The 24,590-nt window shown below is 38.6% G+C and carries 17 protein-coding genes; 13 read left to right on the top strand and 4 right to left on the bottom strand.

Annotation, left to right across the window (positions count from 1 at the left end):
• Positions 1 to 102: 102 nt before the first annotated feature.
• The 9 genes from ACG59Z_RS01265 to ACG59Z_RS01225 all read left to right on the top strand — a co-directional run bounded on the left by ACG59Z_RS01265 (position 103) and on the right by ACG59Z_RS01225 (position 11,082).
• Positions 103 to 879 (top strand): HesA/MoeB/ThiF family protein, encoded by a 777-nt coding sequence (locus tag ACG59Z_RS01265; RefSeq protein ID WP_400197561.1) that lies wholly within the window; start codon positions 103 to 105, stop codon positions 877 to 879.
• A gap of 58 nt (positions 880 to 937) precedes the next feature.
• Positions 938 to 2,236 carry an ABC1 kinase family protein gene (locus ACG59Z_RS01260; protein ID WP_400197559.1) on the top strand — a complete coding sequence of 433 codons (1,299 nt, stop codon included), beginning with the start codon at positions 938 to 940 and terminating at the stop codon, positions 2,234 to 2,236.
• 15 nt (positions 2,237 to 2,251) lie between these two features.
• Positions 2,252 to 2,632: a dihydroneopterin aldolase gene (gene folB / locus ACG59Z_RS01255; protein WP_400197557.1), complete on the top strand. Its 381-nt coding sequence runs from the start codon at positions 2,252 to 2,254 to the stop codon at positions 2,630 to 2,632.
• Positions 2,589 to 3,026, top strand: a complete 438-nt coding sequence (locus tag ACG59Z_RS01250) for a 2-amino-4-hydroxy-6-hydroxymethyldihydropteridine diphosphokinase (protein ID WP_400197555.1) — start codon at positions 2,589 to 2,591, stop codon at positions 3,024 to 3,026. Before folB ends, ACG59Z_RS01250 begins: the two co-directional genes overlap by 44 nt.
• 258 nt (positions 3,027 to 3,284) lie before the next feature.
• The gene (gene kdpA / locus ACG59Z_RS01245; RefSeq protein ID WP_400197553.1) at positions 3,285 to 4,994 is read left to right on the top strand and encodes a potassium-transporting ATPase subunit KdpA; all 1,710 of its coding nucleotides are present in this window, start codon (positions 3,285 to 3,287) and stop codon (positions 4,992 to 4,994) included.
• Between the two features lie 8 nt (positions 4,995 to 5,002).
• A complete protein-coding gene (kdpB, locus tag ACG59Z_RS01240; RefSeq protein WP_400197551.1) occupies positions 5,003 to 7,042 on the top strand; it encodes a potassium-transporting ATPase subunit KdpB in 2,040 nt (679 codons plus the stop codon).
• A 13-nt stretch (positions 7,043 to 7,055) separates the two neighbouring features.
• Positions 7,056 to 7,661, top strand: coding sequence for a potassium-transporting ATPase subunit KdpC (kdpC, locus tag ACG59Z_RS01235; protein ID WP_400197550.1), 606 nt, complete (start codon positions 7,056 to 7,058; stop codon positions 7,659 to 7,661).
• A 38-nt stretch (positions 7,662 to 7,699) separates the two neighbouring features.
• The gene (locus tag ACG59Z_RS01230) at positions 7,700 to 10,354 is read left to right on the top strand and encodes an ATP-binding protein (RefSeq protein ID WP_400197548.1); all 2,655 of its coding nucleotides are present in this window, start codon (positions 7,700 to 7,702) and stop codon (positions 10,352 to 10,354) included.
• 11 nt (positions 10,355 to 10,365) lie between these two features.
• Positions 10,366 to 11,082 (top strand): response regulator, encoded by a 717-nt coding sequence (locus ACG59Z_RS01225; protein WP_400197547.1) that lies wholly within the window; start codon positions 10,366 to 10,368, stop codon positions 11,080 to 11,082.
• A gap of 77 nt (positions 11,083 to 11,159) precedes the next feature.
• On the opposite strand, the gene ACG59Z_RS01220 is transcribed toward ACG59Z_RS01225, so the two are convergent.
• Positions 11,160 to 12,584, bottom strand: coding sequence for a glutamine synthetase family protein (locus ACG59Z_RS01220; protein WP_400197546.1), 1,425 nt, complete (start codon positions 12,582 to 12,584; stop codon positions 11,160 to 11,162).
• Positions 12,585 to 12,983: 399 nt separating this feature from the next.
• Between ACG59Z_RS01220 and ACG59Z_RS01215 the strand changes: the two genes are divergently transcribed.
• A complete protein-coding gene (locus ACG59Z_RS01215; RefSeq protein WP_078225085.1) occupies positions 12,984 to 13,532 on the top strand; it encodes a DUF2799 domain-containing protein in 549 nt (182 codons plus the stop codon).
• Between the two features lie 45 nt (positions 13,533 to 13,577).
• Here the strand turns inward: ACG59Z_RS01215 and coq7 are convergent, their stop codons facing one another.
• Positions 13,578 to 14,213, bottom strand: a complete 636-nt coding sequence (coq7, locus tag ACG59Z_RS01210) for a 2-polyprenyl-3-methyl-6-methoxy-1,4-benzoquinone monooxygenase (RefSeq protein WP_400197545.1) — start codon at positions 14,211 to 14,213, stop codon at positions 13,578 to 13,580.
• Between the two features lie 3 nt (positions 14,214 to 14,216).
• Positions 14,217 to 15,539 (bottom strand): MFS transporter, encoded by a 1,323-nt coding sequence (locus ACG59Z_RS01205; protein WP_400197544.1) that lies wholly within the window; start codon positions 15,537 to 15,539, stop codon positions 14,217 to 14,219.
• Between the two features lie 165 nt (positions 15,540 to 15,704).
• Between ACG59Z_RS01205 and ACG59Z_RS01200 the strand changes: the two genes are divergently transcribed.
• From ACG59Z_RS01200 to ACG59Z_RS01190, 3 genes are all read left to right on the top strand, one after another.
• Entirely contained in the window at positions 15,705 to 18,431 is a 2,727-nt protein-coding gene (locus ACG59Z_RS01200; RefSeq protein ID WP_400197542.1) for an autotransporter assembly complex family protein, read from the top strand.
• A 25-nt stretch (positions 18,432 to 18,456) separates the two neighbouring features.
• Positions 18,457 to 22,962 carry a translocation/assembly module TamB domain-containing protein gene (locus ACG59Z_RS01195; RefSeq protein ID WP_400197541.1) on the top strand — a complete coding sequence of 1,502 codons (4,506 nt, stop codon included), beginning with the start codon at positions 18,457 to 18,459 and terminating at the stop codon, positions 22,960 to 22,962.
• A 152-nt stretch (positions 22,963 to 23,114) separates the two neighbouring features.
• Complete coding sequence (locus ACG59Z_RS01190) at positions 23,115 to 24,323, top strand: tyrosine-type recombinase/integrase (RefSeq protein WP_400197539.1); 1,209 nt, start codon at positions 23,115 to 23,117, stop codon at positions 24,321 to 24,323.
• On the opposite strand, the gene ACG59Z_RS01185 is transcribed toward ACG59Z_RS01190, so the two are convergent.
• Positions 24,320 to 24,589 (bottom strand): helix-turn-helix domain-containing protein, encoded by a 270-nt coding sequence (locus tag ACG59Z_RS01185; protein ID WP_000039877.1) that lies wholly within the window; start codon positions 24,587 to 24,589, stop codon positions 24,320 to 24,322. The genes ACG59Z_RS01190 and ACG59Z_RS01185 overlap by 4 nt on opposite strands.
• Position 24,590: the final 1 nt, after the last annotated feature.

Genomic DNA, 24,590 nt, shown 5'->3' with positions numbered 1-24,590 from the left:
AATAGTGCAGTAACCGAATAAAAAACTGTTTCTATTTTATAGCTTTCATAATGATTGACTTAGTCATAAAATCATTTGGCTTCTAAGTGAAAGGATTAACGTGTGACCGAGCTTCAAGATATCGATTTTGTAGAGTTAAGTGATGAAGAAATGCATCTCTATAGCCGTCAGATTTTACTTGATGGATGGGATATTGAAGCTCAGGAAAAACTCAAACTTGCCAATGTACTGATTGTCGGCGCTGGTGGCATAGGTTGTAGCAGTGCAGAGCTACTCGCACGAGCAGGAGTTGGAAAAATTACACTCATTGATGCAGATACCATTGAGATAAGTAATTTACAGCGTCAAATTGCATTTGGTCATGAAGATATTGATCGTTATAAAGCTGAAGTTCTGGCAAAACGGTTACAGAAAATTAACCCTTATATCTGTGTTGAATACTACAACGAACGTTTAGACGAACATAACATTGATAGACTTGTTGAACACCAAGATGTGGTACTGGATGGCTGTGATAACTTTACAACTCGCTATTTAGTAAATAGTGCTTGTAAGAAACATCAGGTCGCATTAATTAGTGCCTCCGCAATTGGCTTTCAGGCGCAAATGTTTATGGTAGAAGGTGATTCAGCTTGTTATGAATGTTTATTTCCAAAAGAACAGCATGACAATGAAGGTCTGCGTTGCGCTGAGTCGGGAGTGCTTGCAACGACTCCTGTAATGATAGCGTCATTACAAGCACATCACACTTTGCTTTATTTAGGGCTTAATCGCACTCCTTTGAAACAGAAACTGTTACTTTGGGATGGATTAAATATGACACAACGTATTGTTAATTTTGATAAAGATATAAATTGTTCACTTTGTCAGGCAAGCTAATCAGCAAATAAATCAAAATTTGCTACACTTGAGACGAATATTCTGGTTCTAAAGAAATATGAAAAAAAATATTTTATTTGATGGATTGCGCTCAGTTGCCCGTATCGGTGAAACCGCAGTGGTTGCTGCTAAAGCTGGTATTAAGTACGCAACTGATAAGCCAAGTAATGCCAAACTCATGCGTGAGACTTTTGAGTCGCTTGGCTCAACATATATTAAGCTTGGTCAGTTTATCGCGAGTACACCATCGCTATTTCCGCGTGAATATGTAGAAGAATTTCAAGGTTGTTTAGATCAGACTCCAACTTTGCCATTTAGCTATATTCAAGGCGTACTTGCCTCTGAGTTTGAAGGACGCGATTTAAGCCAAATTTTTAGCTACATCGATGAAAAACCTTTAGCTTCTGCTTCAATTGCTCAGGTACATGCGGCTAAACTGATGACCGGCGAAGATGTCGTTATTAAAGTACAAAAACCTGGTGTTGAAACTATTTTATACACTGACCTAAATGTAGTGCATTGGGCAGCCAAACTACTTGAGCGTGCAGTACCTAAAATCAAGTTTGCTGCTCTTTCTGACATTGTCGATGAAATTAAAACCCGTATGGTGCGTGAAGTCGACTTTATTGAAGAAGCCCAAAACTTAGATGACTTTATAGAATATTTAAATATTTCTCAAAACCACGCTGCGACAGCACCTAAGGTTTATCATCAGTTTTCTACACGCCGTGTTTTGACCATGCAGCGTTTATACGGTGTGTCTTTGACAGATTTTAGTGTGGTAAAACAATATGCTAAAGACCCATCACAAGTGCTGATTACTGCCATGAATACATGGTTTGGTAGTCTTATGCTCTGTAAGAGTTTCCATGCGGACTTACATGCTGGAAATCTAATGCTGCTCGAAGATGGCCGAATTGGTTTTATCGATTTCGGTATTGTGGGTCAGTTAAAACCAGAAGTCTGGACAGCATGTATTGCGTTTATGGATGCGTTGCAAAAGACTGATTATCAGGCAATGGCTGAAAATATGCTGAAGATGGGCATGACCCATAACAAGGTCGATGTTGATGTATTGGCACAAGATTTGGAGCGCTTATTTAATGGCGTATTAATGGCCGATCCACAGCAAATTCTGTCTACCAATCCAGCCGATTTAAATGACATCATGATGGATATGGTAGGGGTTGGTGAGCGCCACGGTATTAAATTCCCTCGAGATTTTGCCTTATTATTTAAGCAAATGCTTTATTTCGATCGTTTTATGCGCGTACTCGCACCATATACTGATATTTATGCAGACCAACGTTTGAAAATGGTTCAAAATATGGAACCTGCTTCGTTGTTAAAGCACTAAGGTCAGTTTAAATTTATGGATGCCATTATTATTGAAGGCTTGAAGGTTGAGACAGTGATTGGCTGTTTCAGCTGGGAAAGACAAATCATTCAACCTTTAATGTTGGATTTAACCATCCATAATGATTTGAGCCGAGCTGCGGAGTCTGACAAGCTTGAGGATACACTCAACTATGCGCAGATTTGTGAGTTATCGGCTCAAACCATTCAGCAAGCTAAACCTGAGTTAATCGAGCACGCAGCTCATCTGGTTTTGCAATGTTTATTTGAAACCTTTCCAACAATTGAAAAAATTACCATAACCATCCGTAAGCCAGCCATCATTGCAGAAGCAAACGCTGTAGGAATTCGTCTTGAACGCACCAGAAACAATTTTTGCGCTCGCCCTAGCGAGTAATTTAGACGCAGATCAACACTTTACTTTTGCTTATATGCAATTAGCAACTTTGGGGAAAGTGCAGTTTTCATCTGTTTATCAAATTCCATGCCGAGATGGTATTGGAGATGATTACTGGAATTCAGCATGTCTATTAAGAAGCACTTTAGCCTGTGAACAAATTGAATCTTTTCTCAAAAAACTTGAGTCAGATTCTGGACGTGTTCGTCCTTCACATCATATTTCTTTAGATGTAGATTTGATTGCATGGGGAAGTGATCTCGACCATATGCAATTTAATTCTAAAAAACTACCTTTAGCACTCGATGTCAAAATCCCTTTATATGAGCTTTGGCATTGTGAAAGTTTAAAGGTTGATAGTCCACTTTATCCGGTCGTCAATTTTAAAGTTTAAAAGCTTTCAAACTAGATTTTACGCAAAATTTACGCGGCCTTTGAGTTCCTCAATAGAGAATTTACGAGCATTTTATCCATACTGAAATCCACTAAATTAGTGTTACTTCAGGACAATAAAGATGCTTATAAATTCTCAAATGCGCATCTTGCATCAGTCTGGCATAGCCTTATGCGGACTAAAAACAAATGATATCTCTTCATCTCTCCTTATTTCCAATTTGGCAAATCAAGCCAAGGGGTATAGAGGAGAATAGCCATGTTAGAACTTATCCTTGTTTTATTTATTGCTATTTTTTTAGCATGGTGCCTCAGCAAATATCTATCCAAAGTGATGACAAATCAGCCGATGGTTGGCGATGGATTATTTCGTTGGATTGAAAATCCTGTATATCGCTTGTTAGGCATATCTCCACAACAACAAATGAACTGGAAACAATATTCTTTAGCATTTGTTGTTAGCTGTGTTTTTCTAGCTATAGCCGTTTTTGCTATTTTTATGACGCAAGCATGGCTACCATTAAACCCAAATCATGCACCAAATATGAGTTGGGATTTAGCATTACACACGGTTATTTCATTTTTAACAAACACCAACCAACAGCATTATTCTGGTCAAGCTCAATTATCTTATTTGTCGCAAATGACAGGTATTGTAGGTTTGCAAGTCATCACACCAATGATGGGGCTGGCTTTAGTTGTAGCGACCTTAAGAGCTTTCTTTTATCAGCGCCCAAGCCATATTGCAGCCGATGTTGCCGAGCAGCCAGACCAAATTTTAATTGGTAATTATTGGGCAGATGTAATTCGCCCTACAGTCCGTTTCTTGCTTCCTCTTTGTTTTGTCTGGTCGTTATTGCTTAACAGCCAAGGCGTACCAGCAACTTTTCAGGGTGGGCCGGAAGTACAGCTTATTGATAAAGCAAATACCGTACAAACCCAAAAAATTCCATTAGGTCCAGTTGCACCCATGGTTGCTGTTAAGCAATTGGGTAGTAACGGTGGTGGCTGGTATGGTCCAAATAGTTCTGTACCTTTAGAAAATCCAACGCCGCTATCTAATTTATTAGAAATGATTGCGATTCTACTCATTCCAATTACAGTCGTTTTTATGGTGGGACATTTTACTCGACGTAAAAAATTTGCCTACTTTGTGTTTGGTAGCATGCTTCTAATGTCGATTATTTCAGGTGCAGCTGCTGTCTGGTCTGAGAGTATGTCATCGACAGCATCTCAACTTGCCGTAATGGAGGGTAAAGAACAACGATTTGGACCCGCAGCATCGGCAGTATGGGCTGCGTTTACTACACAAGTGAATAATGGTTCGGTCAATATGATGCACGATTCTTCTGCGCCACTTACTGGGCTGGTTGAACTCATTAACATGTTGATTAATGCTATTTGGGGTGGTGTGGGCTGTGGTCTGCAACAGTTTATGATTTATCTGTTACTTGCAGTATTTATTGCAGGCTTAATGACAGGTCGTACACCTGAATTGTTTGGACGCAAAATTGAAGCAGCAGAGATCAAGTTACTTGCGATTATTATCTTAATTCAGCCTCTTATTATTCTGGCTTTTACAGCCTTGAGTCTTAGTATTCCGGGATTATCAGGTATCACAAACCCTGGACCACACGGTATTAGCCAAGTGTTTTATGAATATGTTTCTGCTTTTGCAAACAATGGTTCAGGTTTTGAAGGCCTTGGAGACAATACGGTATGGTGGAATGTCACATGTAGTCTTGCTCTTCTTTTAGGACGCTTCCCGACCTTAATTTTGCCATTAATGATTGCGACACGTTTAGCAGCAAAAAGAAAAGCACCCGAAACAACAGGTAGTCTTCAGGTTGAAACTCCAACCTTTGCCTTAACGCTGATTACGATTGTTGTATTGCTTACCTTATTACAATTTATGCCAGTTCTTGTCCTTGGGCCAATTGCCGATCAACTTTTGTTGGTTAAAGGCTAAGGAGGCGAGTGAAAATGAATACACAAACTCATGTAAATAGCCATAAAACGACTGTGGCAGTACCAAGTTTTGAAGTTTGGAAAAATGCTTTTGTAAAATTGCTACCACAGCATGCAATTAAAAATCCAGTCATGGCAATTGTATGGCTTGGAACAGTAATCACTGCTCTAAGTACCTTAATGGGATATGCCACACTGGTGTTTGGTTTGGTCGTTACAGCAATTTTGTTTATTACGATTTTATTTGCTAACTATGCTGAAGCGGTTGCAGAGGCTAGAGGTCGTGGACAGGCATCTTCATTGCGTGCAGCAAGAGAAAACTTGACTGCTCGAAAACTTAATTCTTTGACAGACCGCCAAGCAACTCAAGTTGCAGCCACTGAACTTCATTTAAATGATTATATTGAAGTTCATGCAGGTGAGCTTGTTCCAGCCGACGGTGAAATTGTAGAAGGCTTTGCCACCATTAATGAATCGGCGGTTACAGGTGAGTCAGCTCCCGTGTTACGTGAAGCTGGAACTGACCGTTCAGGTGTTATTGGTGGGACGAAAGTTCTTACAGATCGTATTGTTGTGCAAGTGACCGCGGAATCTGGCCAAAGTTTCTTAGACCGTATGATTGCTTTGGTTGAAGGTTCAAATCGTCAAAAAACACCAAATGAGATTGCACTTGGCTTCTTGTTAATGGTGATGACACTTACATTTTTAATTGTGGTGATTAGTCTACCATTTATTGCTCATTATTTGCATATTGAACTTGATCCGGTCGTGCTTGTGGCGCTGTTGGTCTGCTTAATTCCAACAACCATTGGTGGCTTGTTACCTGCGATTGGTATTGCAGGTATGAACCGCGCGCTCAAAGCCAATGTTTTGGCGAAATCAGGTAAAGCAGTAGAAGTTGCAGGTGACATTGATGTGCTTTTACTCGATAAAACAGGAACCATTACTTATGGTGACCGTCAAGCAACCTCATTTTATCCTTTAACTTCTGTGACTGAATCTGAATTAAGAGCTGCTGCTTGGGTAAGCTCACTTGCTGACCCGACACCAGAAGGCAAGTCCATTGTTAAGTTAGCAAAAGAACAGGGTTTAAAACAGCAAGAACCTGAGCAAGCCGAATTTATCTCTTTTAGTGCTTCGACTCGAATTTCTGGTGTGAATTTACCGAATGGTGAGCAAATTCGTAAAGGCGCTTTAGATGCAATCTTGAAATTTGTAGATGAAGATTATTCTCAAGATCTAGAGTTAAAAGCGCGTGTTGAACAAGTTGCCAAAAAAGGAGCAACACCTTTAGTCGTTGCTAATCAACATCATGTATTGGGTGTGATTGAACTCTCCGATGTGATTAAACACGGTATTAAAGAACGTTTTGCACGCTTAAGAGAAATGGGTATTAAAACTGTCATGGTTACAGGTGATAACCCATTAACTGCTGCCGCGATTGCTGCTGAAGCTGGTGTAGATGACTATATTGCCGAAGCAAAACCAGAAGACAAATTGGCTTGTATTCGCACCGAACAACAACAAGGTCGTTTAGTTGCAATGGTTGGTGACGGAACCAACGATGCGCCAGCATTGGCACAAGCCGATATTGGTTTGGCTATGAACTCAGGTACACAAGCTGCTAAAGAAGCTGGCAATATGGTTGATTTAGACTCCGACCCAACCAAACTGCTTGCTGTAGTTGAGATTGGGAAACAGCAGCTAATTACCCGTGGTGCGTTAACAACCTTTTCGTTAGCAAACGACGTCTCTAAATACTTTGCAATTTTGCCTGCATTGTTCGCTGCTGCGATTCCACAAATGCAAGTATTGAATGTGATGCACTTAGCAAGTCCAAACAGCGCAATTTTATCTGCATTAATTTTTAACGCGATTATTATTCCGCTATTAATTCCAATCGCATTACGTGGCGTGAAATTTAAACCTTCAACTGCAACTCAGTTACTCCGTCGAAATATGTTGATTTATGGAGTGGGTGGTGTGGTTCTACCATTTATTGCCATCAAAGCGATTGATGTAGTGATTGTTCAATTATTTGGTTTGTAATCTGGAGTTTGAAATGAAAACTTATGCACAAAATTCAGAAGCAAATTTGGGTCAGACCTTAAGAGCATCTTTCGGACTTCTAATTTTTACCCTTATCGGTTGTGGTGCTGTTTATAGTGCGATCGCTACAGGTGCGGGACAGGTGTTATTTAACAATCAAGCAAATGGTAGTTTGATTGAAATAAACCATAAAGTTCTAGGGTCAAAATTAGTCGCTCAGCCATTTGTTGGAGAGGCTTATTTTCATCCACGTCCTTCAGCGGTTGCTTATGACCCAATGTCTATGGGGGCCACAAACCTAGCCCTTACCAATCCAGAGCTTCAAAAACAAATTGATGCTCAGATTCTTGCGGTGAAAAAACAAGACCACACAGGTAATGCTCCTATTCCAAGTGATTTGGTGACTAAATCGGGTAGTGGTATCGACCCGCATATTAGCCCTGAGGCAGCTCAGTTACAGGTTGCCAGAGTAGCTCAAGCGCGTCATTTAAACCCTAAAGTTGTAGAAGAGTTACTTCAAAAGCATATTGAACCAGTTCAGTTTGGTGTACTAGGGCAAGCTCGTGTTAATGTATTAGAACTCAATATTGCTTTAGATCAATTACAATCTACACATTAACTTAAAAATAAAGTTGTTAGTTTACCGGATGATATCAAGTGCAAAGCAATCGCGAAAATCAGGCTGAGGCCTTATTAAATCATGTCAACAGATATCAAGCCGGTCGACTAACGGTCTTTTTAGGTGCGGCACCGGGTGTTGGAAAAACCTATGCCATGCTTGCCCGCGCCAAAGAGTTATTTCAACAGGGCACAGATGTTGTTGTGGGTATTGTTGAAACTCATGGACGAATAGAAACTCTAAAAATTTTGGAAGGCTTACCTGAAATTGCTAGAAAGGAAATGCAATATCAGGGGCATACATTAGAAGAAATGGACTTGGATGCTATTCTGCTTCGGCATCCGGAAATCGTTTTAGTTGATGAGTTGGCTCATCGCAATATACCCAATAGTCGTCATGAAAGACGATGGCAAGATGTCAATGAATTGCTAGATGCAGGTATTGATGTATTTACCACCATTAATATTCAGCATTTAGAAAGCTTAAACGATGTGGTGCATCAGATTACAGGCATTCGAGTAAATGAAACTGTGCCAGATCGTGTATTTGATCGTATTCGAGATATTCGTTTAATTGATTTACCTGTCAGTGAACTCATTGAAAGGCTCCATCAAGGAAAAGTTTATGTGCCAGAGCAAGCGAATCTGGCATTACAAGGCTTTTTTAGCATTTCAAACTTAACTGCCTTACGTGAACTGGCAATGCAATGCGTTGCTGAGCATGTCGATTTAGATTTAAAACAGAGTTACACCTCCAAGGGTTTGAAGTCTATCTCGTTGCAAAATGAATTGATGATTGCGATAGATGGACAAGATTCTTCTGAATATTTAGTGCGGGCAGGTTGTCGATTAGCTGAACGCTATGGGGCAACATGGACTGTAGTGAATGTTGCTAAAAGTTTAGACTTTGGACAGAGTTCGGGAAATTCATATAAAAAAGAATATATTGAGATTGATCGGGCGTTTGAGCTGGCTCGACAACTCGGTGGTCGAACAGAAATCTTATATGGCCATCGAGTTGCGTCAGTATTAATGGATGCCGCGGTTGACCGAGGTATTTCCAATCTGGTCATTGGCAAAAGTATTTCACCGTGGTGGTTAAAGTTATTTAAGAAAAATTTAGCTCAGCAATTATTAAATCAAGAAAACTCGATTGCTTTAACCATTTTGCATCCAGAACAAGGCACTAAAAAGACAACTCAACTTGAAAAGCCATCATTTTTATCATTAAAAGAAAGTGTTTTTGTTTTAGCGGTTACATGTGTAAGTATTTTTATAGCTCACTTTGCCGAAGTTCTATTAGGTATTGAAGACTTTTCTGTCATTTTTATTATTTCAGTTTTAATTGTAGCAACCAAAACTAGAATGCTCGCTGCAGTAGTGGCAGCTCTTATTTGTTTCTTGGCTTATAACTTTTTCTTTATTGCGCCACGTTTTACGTTTCAAATTTCAGCACACCAAGGGGTGGTTACCGTTGTTGCTTTTTTTGCAGCAGCTTTAATTGCTGGGCGGTTGGCTTCTCAGTTACGCCAGCAAGTTTTGTCTTTAAAAGCTGCCAATGCCTATACCACAGTGATGCAAGACTTGGCTCGTAAGCTTTCTAGTGCAGTAAACCTTGAAGAAGTCATGCAAACAGGACGTATGACTTTAGAAACCCAGCTGCAAACTAAGGTGTGGATTTCTATTCAAGATAGAGTCATTTCATCTGATATTGAGCTAAATGATAAAGAAAAAGTAGCCGCAGAATGGTGTTTAAAACATCAACAACCGTGCGGGCGCTTTACCGATACTCTTAGTCAATCAAACTGGTGGTTTTTACCTCTTTTAGAGCAGAAAAATAGCCTAGGTATAGTGGGAATTTACTTTAAAGATGAAGTGGTTTCTCTAAATTTTGAGCAAAAGAAATTGACGGAAAGTGTAATTGAATATATTGCACAGGCAGCACTTCGAACCCAATTGGTCAATGAACTTGAACAAGCAAAAGTCACCAGTGAAACAGAGCGCTTACGTTCTGCTTTATTATCTTCGGTATCGCATGATTTACGCTCGCCACTTGCTTCTATTATTGGCGCAGCAGACACACTTGCTAATTTTAAAGCTGAAATGTCAGAACAAGACCAACAAGATCTGCTTGAAACAATTCATTTAGAAGGTGAGCGTTTAGACCGTTATATTCAAAACTTACTTGATATGACCCGCTTAGGCCACGAAGGTCTAACTTTAAAAAGAGACTGGATTGGGGTAGATGAGTTAATTGGTTCGGCAACCCGCCGTTTAAAGCGTTATAAACCAGATACACAAGTGGTCGTTCAGTTACCTGAGCAACCGATTAGTTTGTATGTTCACCCAGCGCTGGTAGAACAAGCCATTTTTAATGTTTTAGAAAATGCCGCAAACTTTTCACCTCCAGATGAACCTGTCATGATTTGTGCTCAATTTTCGTCAGAAGATGAAGTGAAAATTGAAATTGAAGATAGAGGTGCGGGAATTCCTGAAGACGAAAGACATCGCATTTTTGATATGTTTTATACGATGGAACGAGGAGACCGTGGAAAATTTGGTACAGGTTTAGGGCTAACAATTGTTAAGGCAATTATTGGTGCTCATATGGGTACAATAGAAGCATTTTCAGGGCGCCAAAATAAAGGTACTTTAATTCAAATCAGATTACCCATTCATCCAGTAAAAGAATAAGTTGTAAAGTCATGATAAGTTCAGAAACATCACCTGTAGAAACACGTATTGTGATTATTGATGATGAGCCTCAAATCCGTAAATTTTTAGACATCGCCTTAAGAACACAAAAATACAAAACCACGCTCTGTGAGACCGGTTACAAAGGCTTAGAAACATTGGCGACCCAAGGTGCTGATTTGGTTATTCTAGATCTGGGTTTACCCGATTTAGACGGGAAAGAAGTACTCCAAGAATTACGTAGCTGGTCGAATGTGCCGGTTATTGTGTTATCTGTACGTGCTGATGAATATGAAAAAGTTGCTCTGCTCGATGCTGGCGCAAATGATTACATGACCAAACCTTTTAGTGTGCAAGAGCTTTTGGCGCGCATACGTGTCATCTTAAGAAATCAACCAATCCAGCAAGAAGCGCATGTCTATGATGATGGTTATCTTAAAGTCGATGTCACGCAACGTTTGGTTTGGGTCGAGCAACAGCTAATTACTTTAACTCGAAAAGAGTTCCAACTTTTGACCCTATTAATGCGCTATCAAGGGCAACTTTTAACACAGCCACAGCTTTTAAAAGAACTATGGGGGCCAACTCATCAGGAAGATACGCATTATTTGCGTATTTTGGTGGGTAAGTTGCGAAGCAAACTGGGAGATAACGCGATTCAGCCACGTTATATTGCTACTGAGCCTGGTGTTGGGTTACGTTTTTTAGCTAAGCAGAAAAATCATTAATTTAGATATAAAAAACCCTTAGGGTATTTCTCCCTAAGGGTTTGCAAAGTGGTTTATAGTTTTTTTGCTTTTTTTATTTATATATCCCAATGTTGTTCTGCTTCAGTCATCTGACTATAAATATTTTGATATTCAGCCTGTTTAACTGTGTACCAATGCTCGACAAAGTCAGTTCCTAAATATCCTTTTAAAATAAGACTTCCTTTAAATATTTTTAAGGCTTCCTGTTGATTGTTGGCTAATAAAATGTGCTCGTCTTGAAACTTCAAAAGATGTGCAGGTTTTGGCAGCGGTAACTTATGAGATAAGCCGTAAGATACACCTGCTAGAATAGTGGCTGTAACAAGATAGGGGTTACAGTCAGCTCCAGCAACTCGATATTCTAAACGTTGATTTTGTACATCTGAACATGGAATACGGATTGCGACATTACGGTTATTGGTATCCCAATTGGCTTCTAATGGCACATGATGCCCAATTTTAAAGCGTCTATAAGAATTAATATTAGGCGCTAAAATCGCCATAGATGCAGGCATTAACTCAATGAGTCCGCTAATCGCGCTGAGTAATTTGGTAGAAAGCTCATCTTTTTCTTCTTCTGAGCTAAATATATTTTCATGGTATTGATTAAGCATACTCATATGAAAATGCATGCCGCTTCCAGCTTTTGCTAAGTTCGGTTTCGCCATGAAACAAGCAGTTAAGTCATGCTTTCTTGCGACTTGCTTTACAATTCTTTTTAAAGCATTAATTTGATCGCATAGCTTCAAAATGTCATGGCTGTGTTGAAGATTTAGTTCATATTGTCCAGGAGATGACTCTGCAACAATCGCGGTAATTTCAATAGATTGTAGTAGAGCGGCTTTTTCAACCTCATCTAGGACTTGTTGATAGTTATTTGGTGCATCTATATCAAAGCATTGGTTTTCTATACATGTTTCAGCCTGATACTGAGGTGAGAAAAGATAAAACTCTAGCTCGGCAGCCATGACAGGAAAATAATTATGATCGTGTAACTGATTTAATATTTTTTTTAATATATTGCGTGGTTCATAACGGCAGTCTGTACCATCTTCTTCTTGCATGGATAGGTAAAGCTGGGCATTTAATTCAGGGGATAAGGCACTGGGTTGCAAGCTGCCTAAAATGGGCAGGCAAAGTCTATCTGGTTCACCAATATATTTTCCTAGGCCTGTTTCTTCAATCACTTTTCCATCCAGACTCATGGCGTAAACAGAAAGTGGAAAATAACATCCATGAGAGAGATTTTTGAGGCTTTTAACGTCAATTCGTTTGCCACGAATATGCCCGTTTAAGTCATGTAAACAAATATCAATATGCTGAGTCTGAGGATATAAACTTAAATATTCATCGACTTCTTTTAAAAAAATTTCTGCGTTGAAAGTGTGATCTTGTGTCGGTGGAATAATATCATCTGATATTTTAAATGCCTTAAAGTGAGAATCTTTTAAGTTTAAATTTGGGTAAATAAGCGTACTCATTATAAAAAACCTTGGTGGTTATTTAGCTAAAATCCTACCTTAGCCTTTGAAGTAAATCGCGTAAAAAAAGAGTAAAATGATTAAAGAGAGTTTTATAAAAAAATTTTTATTTTTTATATTTATAATCAGTGGTTTGAGTTTTATTTTGATAATAAATTTTCAAAGTAAAATTAACGTATAAGAGCCATCTGATAGTTCATGATTTCGCTTTTAAAAATTAAACATAATTAGAATTTGTGATCCTTAAATTTGGTGAGATGGTTAAACTGCTTTAAACTTAAACGCTTATCCAGTTAATCATTTATGTATAAGTCTCGAATAAAGCAGGACTTACATCGTGTATGTACTGGAGTTTTATTTTTTGCGTTTTTTTAAATTTTATTTTTGAGTTCTCTTAATATGAAAAATATCGGTTTAGCCATTTTGGCAATCAGCCTCTCGGGTTGTGCTGCAATGAGCGTAGAAGAATGTAAGACTGCAAATTGGTCATTAGTGGGTGAGAAAGATGGTTCAAAAGGTTCTTCACCACGTTTAGATCAATATTACAAAGCGTGCGGAAAAGCCAACATTGTTCCAGATCAAAAGTCATATGAACGTGGATATAAAGAAGGTCTAGGGTATTATTGCCAGCCATCAAACATTTTTTATAACGCTTTGGAAGGGAATGGGAATATTAATGTATGTCCAATCGAGCAGCGTAATCGTTTAAGACCTTATTATCGAGCTGCCTCAGATTACTACAATGCAAAAAATGAATATGACCGTTATGATGAAAAGTTTAAGCAGTATTCGGACAGTGCTTATAACGAAAAATTAAAGCCAGAAGAGCGTGAACGTTATCGCAAGCTTTTAAGAGAACTACAAATTGATCGTGACCGTATTAATCGTAACTATTGGAACTCAATTCGAGATATTGAACGTTTCAAATATGAACATGGTTTAAAATAATATTTGAAAAAGGATTGATCTAAATGAGATCAATCCTTTGTTTTTTTAAAGGTAATAACTCGTTTTTGTCATTAACTTTGAAATGGCGGTCATACTGATTTTTACTGCATAAGGTAATTCAACACCACCTGCTTCAAGCGCTGTATGGCGATGATGTAATTCATCTTCATTCATTTGCTCTAAAATTTTACGAGAGCGCTCATCTTGAACTGGTAATTGGTTTAAATGGTCTTGCAAATGCATGCTTACCTGACGTTCAGTTTCAGCAACAAAACCTAAGCTATATTTATCACCAGCAATACCAGCAAGAGCGCCCATACCATATGAAAGGCCGTACCAGATTGGGTTCAATAAACTTGTATGGCTATTCAACTCTTTTAAACGGTCTTCACACCAAGCTAAATGGTCTTGTTCTTCAATTGCTGCTTGTTGCATTTCACGGCGTACATTCGGTAATTTCGCCGTTAATGCTTGTCCATGATAAAGCGCTTGAGCACATACTTCACCACTATGGTTAACACGCATGAGGCCTGCAACATGGCGAGCATCTTCTACTCCAAGTTGTGTTTCAGCCGTTTCAGCTGGGTTTTGGCGCTGTGCTGCTGTTGCACCCGGAACAAGACTACGTAATGCCTGATCAAAGGAGTTAATAAGTTGATCAATTCCAGTATATTGGCGCATAAATTAGTCCTCCAAAGAAAGATGTGCTGTGGCAAGCATTGGTTTTAGTCGGGCAAGAAGCCAGATACTAAAGATTGCACTAAGTACAGCTGTAATAATAAATAGTATTTTAATATCAATTTTTAAAACACTTAATATTAAGATTGAGAAAATTGCAGAAGAAACCATGAATACAGCATTTAAAATGTTATTCGCTGCAACAACACGGGCACGATGGGAGCGTGGCGAATAAGCCTGCATCATGGCATATAAAGGAACAATATAAAAACCACCGCTAATACCCAATAAAGTCACAGCAATCATGACGTGGTAGTAAACCCAGCCTTGAGTGAAAATATCTTTTAACGTCAGTAATGCGCCAGTTCTTTCTGGTACAAAAGCTAGACTGGCTGCAAGATAAAGCGCAAAAACAGTAAGGCCAATTGCACCGATTGGTACCATTTTAATATTAATTTCTGAACCACCAATTTTGCGGCAAAGTAATGAACCGACACCAATTCCGACTGAGAAGAACGTGAGTAATAGACTAACCACATTTTCTGATGCATGGAGATTTTGCTGAGTCAACTGCGGAATTTGCGTTAAATAAGTCGCGCCATAAAACCAGTACCATGAGTTACCTAGCAAAATTGTGAATACTAGCGGTAAGCTTTTGGCATATGTAATGGTTTGAAAGCTTGTACGAATAAAGTTCCAGTCAATATCTAAATCGGGTGCAGCAACTTTTTGAGGCAAAATGAAACGACTAAACACATAGCCTATACAAGCAATAGCGACGACAGTCAGACTAATCCACAGTAAATTACCTTCTGATGATGCAATTACGGCACCACCTAAGATCATTCCAAACAAGATCGCCATCGATGTACCTGATTGAAATAAGGCATTGCCCGACATGAGTTCATTCGGTTTTAAAATCTCAGGCAAAATTGCATATTTAATAGGTCCGAAAAATGTGGAATGAGTTCCCATTAAGAATAAAGCGAGAAGAAGCAACCATAAATGCCCCAATAAAAAACCAGCAGAACCAATGAGCATAATGATGATTTCTAATGTTTTTATACCACGTACAAGCTGTGCACGTTCATACTTATCAGCAATTTGCCCAGCTGTTGCCGAGAAAAAGAAATATGGCAATATAAACAATAATGCTGCTAAATTATTGAGTGTGCTTACTGGGGCAGATTGTTGTTGAATCCAACCATACGTAATGACTAACAATAAAGCTTGCTTAAAAACATTGTCATTTAATGCGCCAAAAAACTGTGTAAAAAACATCGGTACAAACCGACGTGATGTCATCAGGGATTCATCTTGTTTCATCATGTGCAAGCTTCATTGAGTTTTATTAAAAAATGTGACGGAGTGTTAATTTGCATCGAAAACCATGTATGATATTTTTAACGCTTGATTAAATGAAAAATCAATGGTTTCGAGTGAGTTTTATCCTCATATTGGTGCGTTTATTAAAAAATAAGTTTAGAGTTTTCCATGCCTTCTAAAATTAAGTTTAAACAGTCAACTCTTTCTCACTCTATGCATTTAATCTTGAAAATGCAGAGTATACCTAAACTTATTTGTAGCAGCCTATTGTTAAGTTTATGTGTTAATCCTTGTTATGCTCAAAGTTCGGCTGATACTGTAACACCAGTCGCAAACCAGACGGTAGCTGATTCATCATTACAACAAACAAATACAAATAACCCAAACGATGTTCCGATTACTGATATTGCTACGCTAGTAACTCAAGCACAGCAACAACAAGATAGCTTGGCTATATTGCAACAACAAGAACAATTTCCAAATCAGATTGAAGAATTTAAGCCAATTACGCTCGATAACCTTGAAGACTTACCGGTTATGCCTGTTGACCAGAACATGGCAAATGAAATTTATCGGGTAGCAGAAGAGGCAAAGACTGAAGCTCAGAACTTCCAGAATGGAACGCAAAAACATCCAGAAATGGTGGTCAATGATGCATCTCAAGCAGAATTACATGAAATTAATCAGGCGCCTGTAAATATTGATCAGCTTATGCATGAGATTCAATCGGACAGTAAGATTGTAGTCGAAGCCAATGAAACAGGAAAAACTTTACCTGAGCTTACAGCTGCCACTGAAGAACCACCTGAAGAAAAAGGTTTCTTTAAGCGAATAATAAATAAAATCCGTCCACCGCGTGTGATACCGATGGAGCAAATACCTCGTATTACTGCTGAGGTTAGTGGAGCTCCAGATGATCTTGCTAAAAATATCAAAGGTAAATTATCTACATTTACTCAAGAATCATTTGAAGATTTTAATGCAGCATTGCCGCAATTAAGAAGCTTGAGTAATCAAGCTGCCCAAGCTGTGGGTTATTACAATGCTGAGTTTCGTTTTGAAAAATTAAGTGCAAGCCGTGTTCGTGTTAACGTTACTCCAAACGAGCCTGTACGAATTAATGAACAAAATATTGAATTTAGTGGAGCTGGTGCAAAACAGCCACAGTTTCAGGTTATTCGTTTAGTGCCAGACCAAGATGTAGGTGATATTTTTAATCATGGTCTGTATGAAACAACCAAAAGCCGAATTGTCGATGCTGCATCGAATAACGGTTATTTTGATGCGTACTGGCGTTTACATGATGTGAAAGTAAGCCAGCCTGAAAACAAAGCAGGTATTAATCTCAAGTATGAAACAGGTGAGCGCTATAAGCTTGGTAAGGTTGAGTTTCGTATGAGCGATCCATCCAAACCATTGCCAATCAAGTTAAAAATTCTGGAAAGTATGGCACCTTGGCAAGAGGGTGATGACTACACATTCTGGCGTGTAAATGCTTTAGCCAATAACCTGACTAACTCGCGTTATTTTAACTACACTTTGGTCGATTCAATTAAGCCTGACCCAATTGAAAAACCACTTGAATTACCGCCAGATTTGCAAGCATTGGTTGATCAGCAAAATGTCACTATTGATGAATCGAAATTGCTTTCTCCTGAGCAACAACAGCTTGCTAAAGCACGACAGTTAGCTTCATCTAGTAAAGAAGTTACTCAAAATGTTGTGGACGAAAAACAATTTGCCGGAACTGAAAATGCACAATTAGCTGCGGCGCCCGCTGCTTTAAAAACTGCTGCAGTACAACATGCAGAGCAAGAATCGGAACAAGACCGTTTACAAGCTCAAGCACGTGAAGAAAAACGAATTCCGGTGATTGTGACCTTAAATGCTGACAAACTAAATAGTCTGGAAACAGGTGTTGGTTACGGTACTGACACGGGAGCTCGTTTACGTAGTCAATATCGCCGCTCGATTGTCAATGAATATGGTCATTCATTTGACGCCAACTTTGAACTTTCACAAATTCGTCAGTCTATAGATGGCCGTTATAGTATTCCTTATAAGCACCCATTAAATGATTACTTTAATATTGTGGGTGGTTATGAGCGCGAGACTAGAGATAATATCGGTCCTGATGTGAGTTTATTAACTGAATCTGCCGTATTGGGTGGTGAGCGAGTTATTAAAAAGCCATTAGGAAACTGGCAACATACGATTGGGGTACGTTACCGTCTGGACCGTTTAACTCAAAAAGGGGATGTTGATATTTCTGAGTTACCAGATGCTTTTAAAGCTGCTGCATCAGAGCAAGAAGCCTTGTTATTCGGTTATGAAACATCTAAAACTTCAAGTAATACACGTTTAAACCCAACTAAAGCATTTAAACAAAGCTATAAGATAGAACTGGGAAGTAGTAGTTTACTTTCCGATGCTAATATGGCGATTGCAACAGCGGGTTGGAGATTTATTTATTCTTTAGGTGAAAACGATAACCATCAGTTTGTGGGGCGATCTGATCTTAGTTATATTTTTACCGATGAATTTGATAAAGTTCCCTATAATTTAAGATTCTTTACTGGTGGCGATCAGACAATTCGTGGTTTCGATTATAAAAGTCTTTCACCAGAAGAAAATGGATATAAGATTGGTGGACAAGCTTTAGCTATTGGCTCTTTGGAATATAACTATCAATTCAAAGAGGGATGGCGAGCAGCTGTTTTTTCTGATTTTGGTAATGCTTACGATAAGAATTTTAGTAATCCGAGTGCTTATAGTGTTGGTGTCGGTATTCGTTGGAAGTCACCAATTGGACCAATTCGTTTAGATGTGGCTTCAGGTATTTCTGATGATAATCATCCGATTCGTTTGCATTTCTTTATTGGTCCACAACTTTAAAAATAAAATTTATTAGGTTTATTTTATGGCGGAAGTAGAACAGCAGCCCACTTCGGCACCTGACTCTCCTAAGAAGCGACGCATTTTGCGCAGCTTCTTGCTGACGATATTAATCATACTTTTATTACTTGTTGCTTCTATCATTATTATGATGTCGACTGACCGTGGAAGCCGTTTCTTATTAGACCGTGTTTTACAGGCGCAGCAAGTCATTAAATATGAATATGAAGGGGGTAATTTACTTAAAGGAATTATCCTTAAAAATATTATTGTTCAGTTAGCAGAAGTCGATGTTACTTTAGATAGAGCTGATGTTCGCTTAGGGTGGCGTTCTTTAATCTTAGAAAAAGAAGTGCATTTGAGTAATGCAGATGTACGTAACTTAATCATTATTAATAAAGCTCCCCCATCAGATAAACCATTTGGATTTAAACCCATTAAATTGCCATTTGTGCTGCGGGTAGATCAGGCAGATGTCGATCATTTAGAAATTAAAAATTCAGGTTCTGTTGTAAATTTTAATGATGTTCATCTAAATGATGCGTTGTGGTCAGAGACAAAGCTGAAGTTTGAAAATTCAAGTATGGATATGGGGTATCTTTCTGTTCATAACGCAACAGGAAATATGGACTTTAGCGGTAAATATCCACTTAATGCGACTGCAGATTTAAGAATTCCTTCTTTAAAAAGTTTAAACATCCAAAATATTAAAGTAGCAGCCCGAGGAAGTTTAGACACTTTGCAAGCTGGTGTAGCAACCACCACACCAGACTTATTAACAGGTTGGGTCGTTTTACATCCTGTTCGTCATGAAGTACCTATGCAAGGTGCATTGTTATTCAAAAACTATCACTTGCCTTTACTGGTCGAGCAAAAATTATTTGCTAAAAATGGTGTGATCAAGTTTCAGGGTGATGTTAAACAACTGAACTTAGCACTTGATACAGATTTAAAAGGTGAGAATTTACCTGAAGGTCAATACAACGCCTTAATGAATACCGATCTGGTTCACCAGTTGAATATTACTGACTTTAATGGTCAGGTCATGAAAGGTGCAATTAACCTTAAAGGGTTAGTGAACTGGAAAGATCATGTCACTTGGGATGTAAAAGGTCGTTTAGATCATGTTAATCCTAAAGATAAAGCGATTCCTCAAGTCGTTCAGGATTTCTTGCCACCAAGTTTAGATGCAGCCGTTTCTTCAACGGGTTCTTTGGAAAAAGGCACTGAAGTATTAGCTAATGTAGACTTTGATCGTTATGAGTCTTGGAAACTTAAATTAAACCAAGCTCCTGAAAAGAATAAAAAACCTCAGCCAATGTTTATGAATGTGGCTTGGTCAAAAATAGACCGTGCTATGCCATATATAGGTTGGTTAAGCAGTGATAGTGGTCAAGTTGATCTGACTTTGCGAGATGGTCAGCAAGATATTAAAGTCTCGACAAAAGTATATCAGCATGAACAGACTTTATTACCAGCTGGACAATATCTGGCAACGTTGAATGTTAAAGATAATATTCTTAATATTCCTAGTTTTAATTTTGTGGCTCAAAAAGGTAGCCTTTCAGGTCAGGCCAAAGTTTTATTGCCTACTGAAAAACGTCAGCTGGCATGGAATGCGTTATTAAATGCAAAAGACTTTAATCCACAAAGTATTCATGCAGCTGCACCGGTTAACCTACTCAATGGATCAATCAAGGCAAATGGCTTTGCGAAGCCAAATCAACAAATTATTCAACTTGAAAAAATTGATTTAAAAGGCCAATTGGCTCAAGCAAACCAAGAAACTGTTGCGCTAGCTGGAAAAAGTACAGCAGCTTTATTATTTAATGATGTTAAAGCTGGTGGCGGTTTTAAAGGTTTTGCCGTTAATTATGATGGATCTTTAAAAGCACTTAATCAGGCCAATGGATTATTAAAGTTCTCTATTGCAGGTACTCCAGAATTTATACGAATTAACCAGTTACAACATGATGGTGTTGCTGGAAAAATCTATGCGACTGGATCATTAAATTTAAAAGATCGTATTGCTTGGGATATCAATAGTTCGCTTGTGCGTTTTAAACCTCAATATTTTGTTTCTAGTGTAAAAGGCGAAATTTCAGGAAATGTAAAAACACAAGGTATTTGGTCTGATAAGTTAAAGCGTATAGATATTCAACAATTGAATCTTGCAGGATTTTTGAATAACAAGCCAGTGAGAGGTAAAGGTAACTTATCTGTACTTATGGATTCGAACCAAAAGGGCTTTTTACCTCAACAATTTGAAGCGAATAATCTATTTTTAGTGTATGCACAGAACCAGTTGCAAGCGACTGGTAATGCGCAGAATTTAAAAATTAAGCTCAATGCACCTGCACTTTATGAGTTGTATCCTGGTTTAAGTGGTCGTGCTTATGGAGATTTGAGTGTCCAATCTCAACCACGTTTGAAAGCTACAGCTAATATTGCAGTTGATAACTTTGCCTATACTAATTTAGTGAGTATTAAAAAACTGCGTGTACAGGGTGAACTTCCTACTTCCGAAACAACACCAACTCAACTCACAGCAAAATTAGACAATTTACGTAGTGGTAGCCGTCTAATCCAGTCTGCTGAGGTGAATTTGGCCGGAACACGAAAAGCGCACTTATTAAAAGTGCAGGCGAATAATAATGTTTCTAAGTTCTATGTGCAGTTAGCAGGCGGCTTTAACCAGAATAATGATTGGTTAGGCCAAATTCAAAAAGGTAGTTTTGATTCGCGTCGAATTCGTTTAGCACAAAATCAAAATGCACCTGTTGTTTTCTCATCAGCACGTTCTGAGTTATATGTGGGACAACATTGTTGGCAAAGTAGAAACAGTCAGTTATGTCTTGATCAACCTGTACGTGTAAGTAAAGCACAGGGCAATATTTCATTTGTTACCCAAAATCTGGATTTAGGCGATTTTGCTGCGTTTATGCCAGAAGGTTTGGCAATGACGGGGCAGCTCAATGGTTATGCAAAAGCTTCTTGGGTAAATGGTGGACACCCTAAACTTGATGCACGTTTAGTGACACGAAAAGGTGAGCTAGGTCTAGCAGCAGAAGACCCTCAAGACCCACCAACGACATTGACTTATGATGAACTGAGCGTAATCGCGAAGAGTATTTCAGATGGTCTATTGTTACGTGTTGATGTAAAAACACCTGATATTGGTACTGGCTATGCAAATGTCATTATTAACCCATACCAACCCTCTATGCCAATGCGTGGTGAGGTGGCCTTTAATGATGTGCAGTTGAAAGTTTTAAAACCATTCATTCAAGATGTACGTTCAATGAGTGGTACCTTAGCCTTAGCAGGTAAAGTGAATGGTACATTAACCCAACCGCAGTTTACGGGTGAAATGCGTTTGAAAAACGGGGCGATCAGTATGATTTCCCTGCCAGTGAACTTAACCAACGTACAAGTGTACTCGTCTATTCGTCAGGATATGGCAACAATTGATGGTGCATTTAACAGTGGACAAGGGGTAGGTTTACTTAAAGGTAGTTTCGACTGGAAAGATTCACCACGTCTACAGTTGAACTTAAAAGGTGATAACCTACTAGTACGCCAAGCACCATTAATTACCGCAATTGCAAATCCGAATTTGACACTCGATATGTATCCTTTCGATAAACGTCTAAGTTTGAAAGGGTCTGTAGATGTCCCTCGTGCACGTATTTCAATGCCTGAAACAACGGCACCTGTCATTAATACATCTTCAGATGTTCGTATTGTCCGTCAAGGCCAAGATCCACTTGCAATTTTACGTGCAGCAAAACCTTGGGATATTCGTGCAGATATTTCGGTGAATATTGGTAATCAGGTTATCTTCCAAGGCTTTAACAGTAATATTCCTTTAGTAGGTCGCTTGAACTTAACTCAGCGTGGTTATGAAACTGCAATGCGCGCAATGGGTGCTATTGGTGTGAGCCAAAAAGTGAAAATTGAAGCTTATGGTCAAAGCTTAGATTTAAACCGTGCAATTGCCCGTTTCAATGGTCCGTTGGCAAACCCGACTTTAGATATTGATGCGAATAAGAATGTTCAGGGCAGTATGGTAGGCGTTCGTGTTACAGGCACTGCATCATCACCAAACATTCAAGTTTATAACGATGCAGGCTTATCTGAACAAGAAGCATTAAATGCATTAGTAACAGGTCGTATTAATGAAGGTTCTAGCGGTTTAAGTAATTCAGAAGGTTTTAAATCTGATGTAAACAATACAATCGCTGCGGCCGGTATTAGTATGGGCTTGGGTGGTACTCGTGCTTTAACGAATCAAATTGGCCGTACTTTTGGTTTAAGTGGACTTGCATTAGATGCTCAAGGTACAGGGGATGATACTCAGGTAAGTTTAACTGGATATATTACCCCTGACTTATTTATTCGTTATGGTGTCGGTGTATTTACACCAGTTAACAAGCTTACCTTGCGTTATCAAATGAACCGCCGTTTATATTTAGAAGCAAGTCAGTCTTTAGAAAGAGCAATCGACTTATTCTACAACTGGCGCTTCTAAAGTATTGGAAATATAAGTTTCTATAAGCAATTGAAAACATTATAGTAAATTGCTTATAGATGTTTGCCAAAAATAGCAGTGTAGACTATGTGTAGACTGTTGCCTATTTTGGACCTAAAATATGAGTGTAAAACTCATGTTTTGGTCCGCAAATGAAGCTTAATAAAACTAATGTAGATGCTATCCCTTTGGCTGAGTCTGGTCAAAAGATTTACCGAGATTCTGATCTAATTGGCTTTGCTGTTCGGGCCACGACAAAAAGTAAAGTTTTTATTGTGGAAAGGCGCAGTGAAGGAAAGTTATACAGAATCACTATTGGTAAAACAAATGAATTTTCAGTAGCTGAAGCTAGAAAGCAAGCTCAAGTACTTCTGGCTGAGATTGCTACAGGTAAATATAAAGCTAAAAATGAGATTCCTAAAAGTAATCCTACTTTTCAAGAGGCATTTGAGCTCTACTTAAAGCACAAGAAACTTAAGCAGTTGTCTATTAATACTTATAACCATTGTTTCCAATCCTTCCTCTTTGACTGGAAAGATAAAGATATTTTTGAAATCACTAAGGATGAAGTATTTGATAAGTTTCTAAAGCTTTCTAAATATAGCCAATCACAAGCTAACCTAGCTCTCAAGATGTTTGGCTCAATCTGGACATTCGCAAAGATTCATTACTCGACTGAGCATAACCAAATATTAAAAACTAATCCGGTAGATATTATTCCAGCTAAAAGAGGTTGGAATAAAATTAAACCAAGATCACGACATTTAGATGAAGACCAAATTCCAATTTTTTATAAGGCTGTCATGGAGTATCGAGGAGAAGACTCCTTAAGAGTAACTGAATTTACCAATTCGACTAGAGATCTGGTTTTATGTGTAATGTTCACTGGTTGTCGAAGAGATGAGGGGCAAACATTAAAATGGTCAGAGGTTGATATAGAAAAAGGCACTTTTGTGTTTACTGATCCAAAAAATGGAGATGACCATTTATTGCCAATGGGGGATCAATTGTGGGCAATATTGAAAGAACGATATAAGAATAGAAAAGGGGATTATGTTTTCGCAGGATACTCTAGAAAGGGCAATGGTGGGGGTTATATATCAACACCTAATGGAGTGCTTGATTATGTTGAGAGAGAAACTGGCATAAAGATTTCACTACATGATCTAAGAAGAACGTTCGCTACTATCTGCAATAATCTTGATTATGGCCAATATACAATTAAGCGCCTTCTCAATCATAGATCCGGCGCTAGAGATGATGTCACAGGGAATTATGTTCAGGTGTCTATTAAAAAGCTTCGCAAGGCCATGAATGATATTGAAGCCGTTTATCGTGGTGAACTTAATCCCTTTGACTAACTAGCTCTTGCCAGTTGAGCCGTATTAAATACTTTCTTTGAAGCCTGATATGCCAGTACATCTGCCTTTTGATAGGCAACACATCTGCCGACTTTTGAGTAAGGCAGGCTGCTACCATTACAACGCATAGCTTGCAGAGTATGGGTAGAACATTTCAAAAACAATGCTACAGCTTCTTGCCCAAAACTCTTTTCTAAAGGGGCTTCTAGGAATTCTTCTAAAAGCTCCTTTTTTTCTTGTTCAGACATTTGATCTAATTTAGACATT

It is taken from the genome of Acinetobacter sp. ABJ_C1_1 (assembly GCF_044684115.1).
GTDB lineage: Bacteria > Pseudomonadota > Gammaproteobacteria > Pseudomonadales > Moraxellaceae > Acinetobacter > Acinetobacter nosocomialis_A.
The sequence above is the reverse complement of the archived record's forward strand: the minus strand, read 5'-3'. Positions and strand labels throughout refer to the sequence as shown.

Excerpts from the sequence above, each read along its gene's own strand:
- ACG59Z_RS01260 (WP_400197559.1), top strand. The coding sequence starts at position 938 with ATGAAAAAAAATATTTTATTTGATGGATTGCGCTCAGTTGCCCGTATC.
- coq7 (WP_400197545.1), bottom strand. The coding sequence starts at position 14,213 with ATGCGCCAATATACTGGAATTGATCAACTTATTAACTCCTTTGATCAG.
- ACG59Z_RS01220 (WP_400197546.1), bottom strand. The coding sequence starts at position 12,584 with ATGAGTACGCTTATTTACCCAAATTTAAACTTAAAAGATTCTCACTTT.
- ACG59Z_RS01225 (WP_400197547.1), top strand. The coding sequence starts at position 10,366 with ATGATAAGTTCAGAAACATCACCTGTAGAAACACGTATTGTGATTATT.
- ACG59Z_RS01205 (WP_400197544.1), bottom strand. The coding sequence starts at position 15,539 with ATGATGAAACAAGATGAATCCCTGATGACATCACGTCGGTTTGTACCG.
- kdpC (WP_400197550.1), top strand. The coding sequence starts at position 7,056 with ATGAAAACTTATGCACAAAATTCAGAAGCAAATTTGGGTCAGACCTTA.
- folB (WP_400197557.1), top strand. The coding sequence starts at position 2,252 with ATGGATGCCATTATTATTGAAGGCTTGAAGGTTGAGACAGTGATTGGC.
- ACG59Z_RS01195 (WP_400197541.1), top strand. The coding sequence starts at position 18,457 with ATGGCGGAAGTAGAACAGCAGCCCACTTCGGCACCTGACTCTCCTAAG.
- ACG59Z_RS01185 (WP_000039877.1), bottom strand. The coding sequence starts at position 24,589 with ATGTCTAAATTAGATCAAATGTCTGAACAAGAAAAAAAGGAGCTTTTA.
- ACG59Z_RS01200 (WP_400197542.1), top strand. The coding sequence starts at position 15,705 with ATGCCTTCTAAAATTAAGTTTAAACAGTCAACTCTTTCTCACTCTATG.
- kdpA (WP_400197553.1), top strand. The coding sequence starts at position 3,285 with ATGTTAGAACTTATCCTTGTTTTATTTATTGCTATTTTTTTAGCATGG.
- ACG59Z_RS01215 (WP_078225085.1), top strand. The coding sequence starts at position 12,984 with ATGAAAAATATCGGTTTAGCCATTTTGGCAATCAGCCTCTCGGGTTGT.
- ACG59Z_RS01190 (WP_400197539.1), top strand. The coding sequence starts at position 23,115 with ATGAAGCTTAATAAAACTAATGTAGATGCTATCCCTTTGGCTGAGTCT.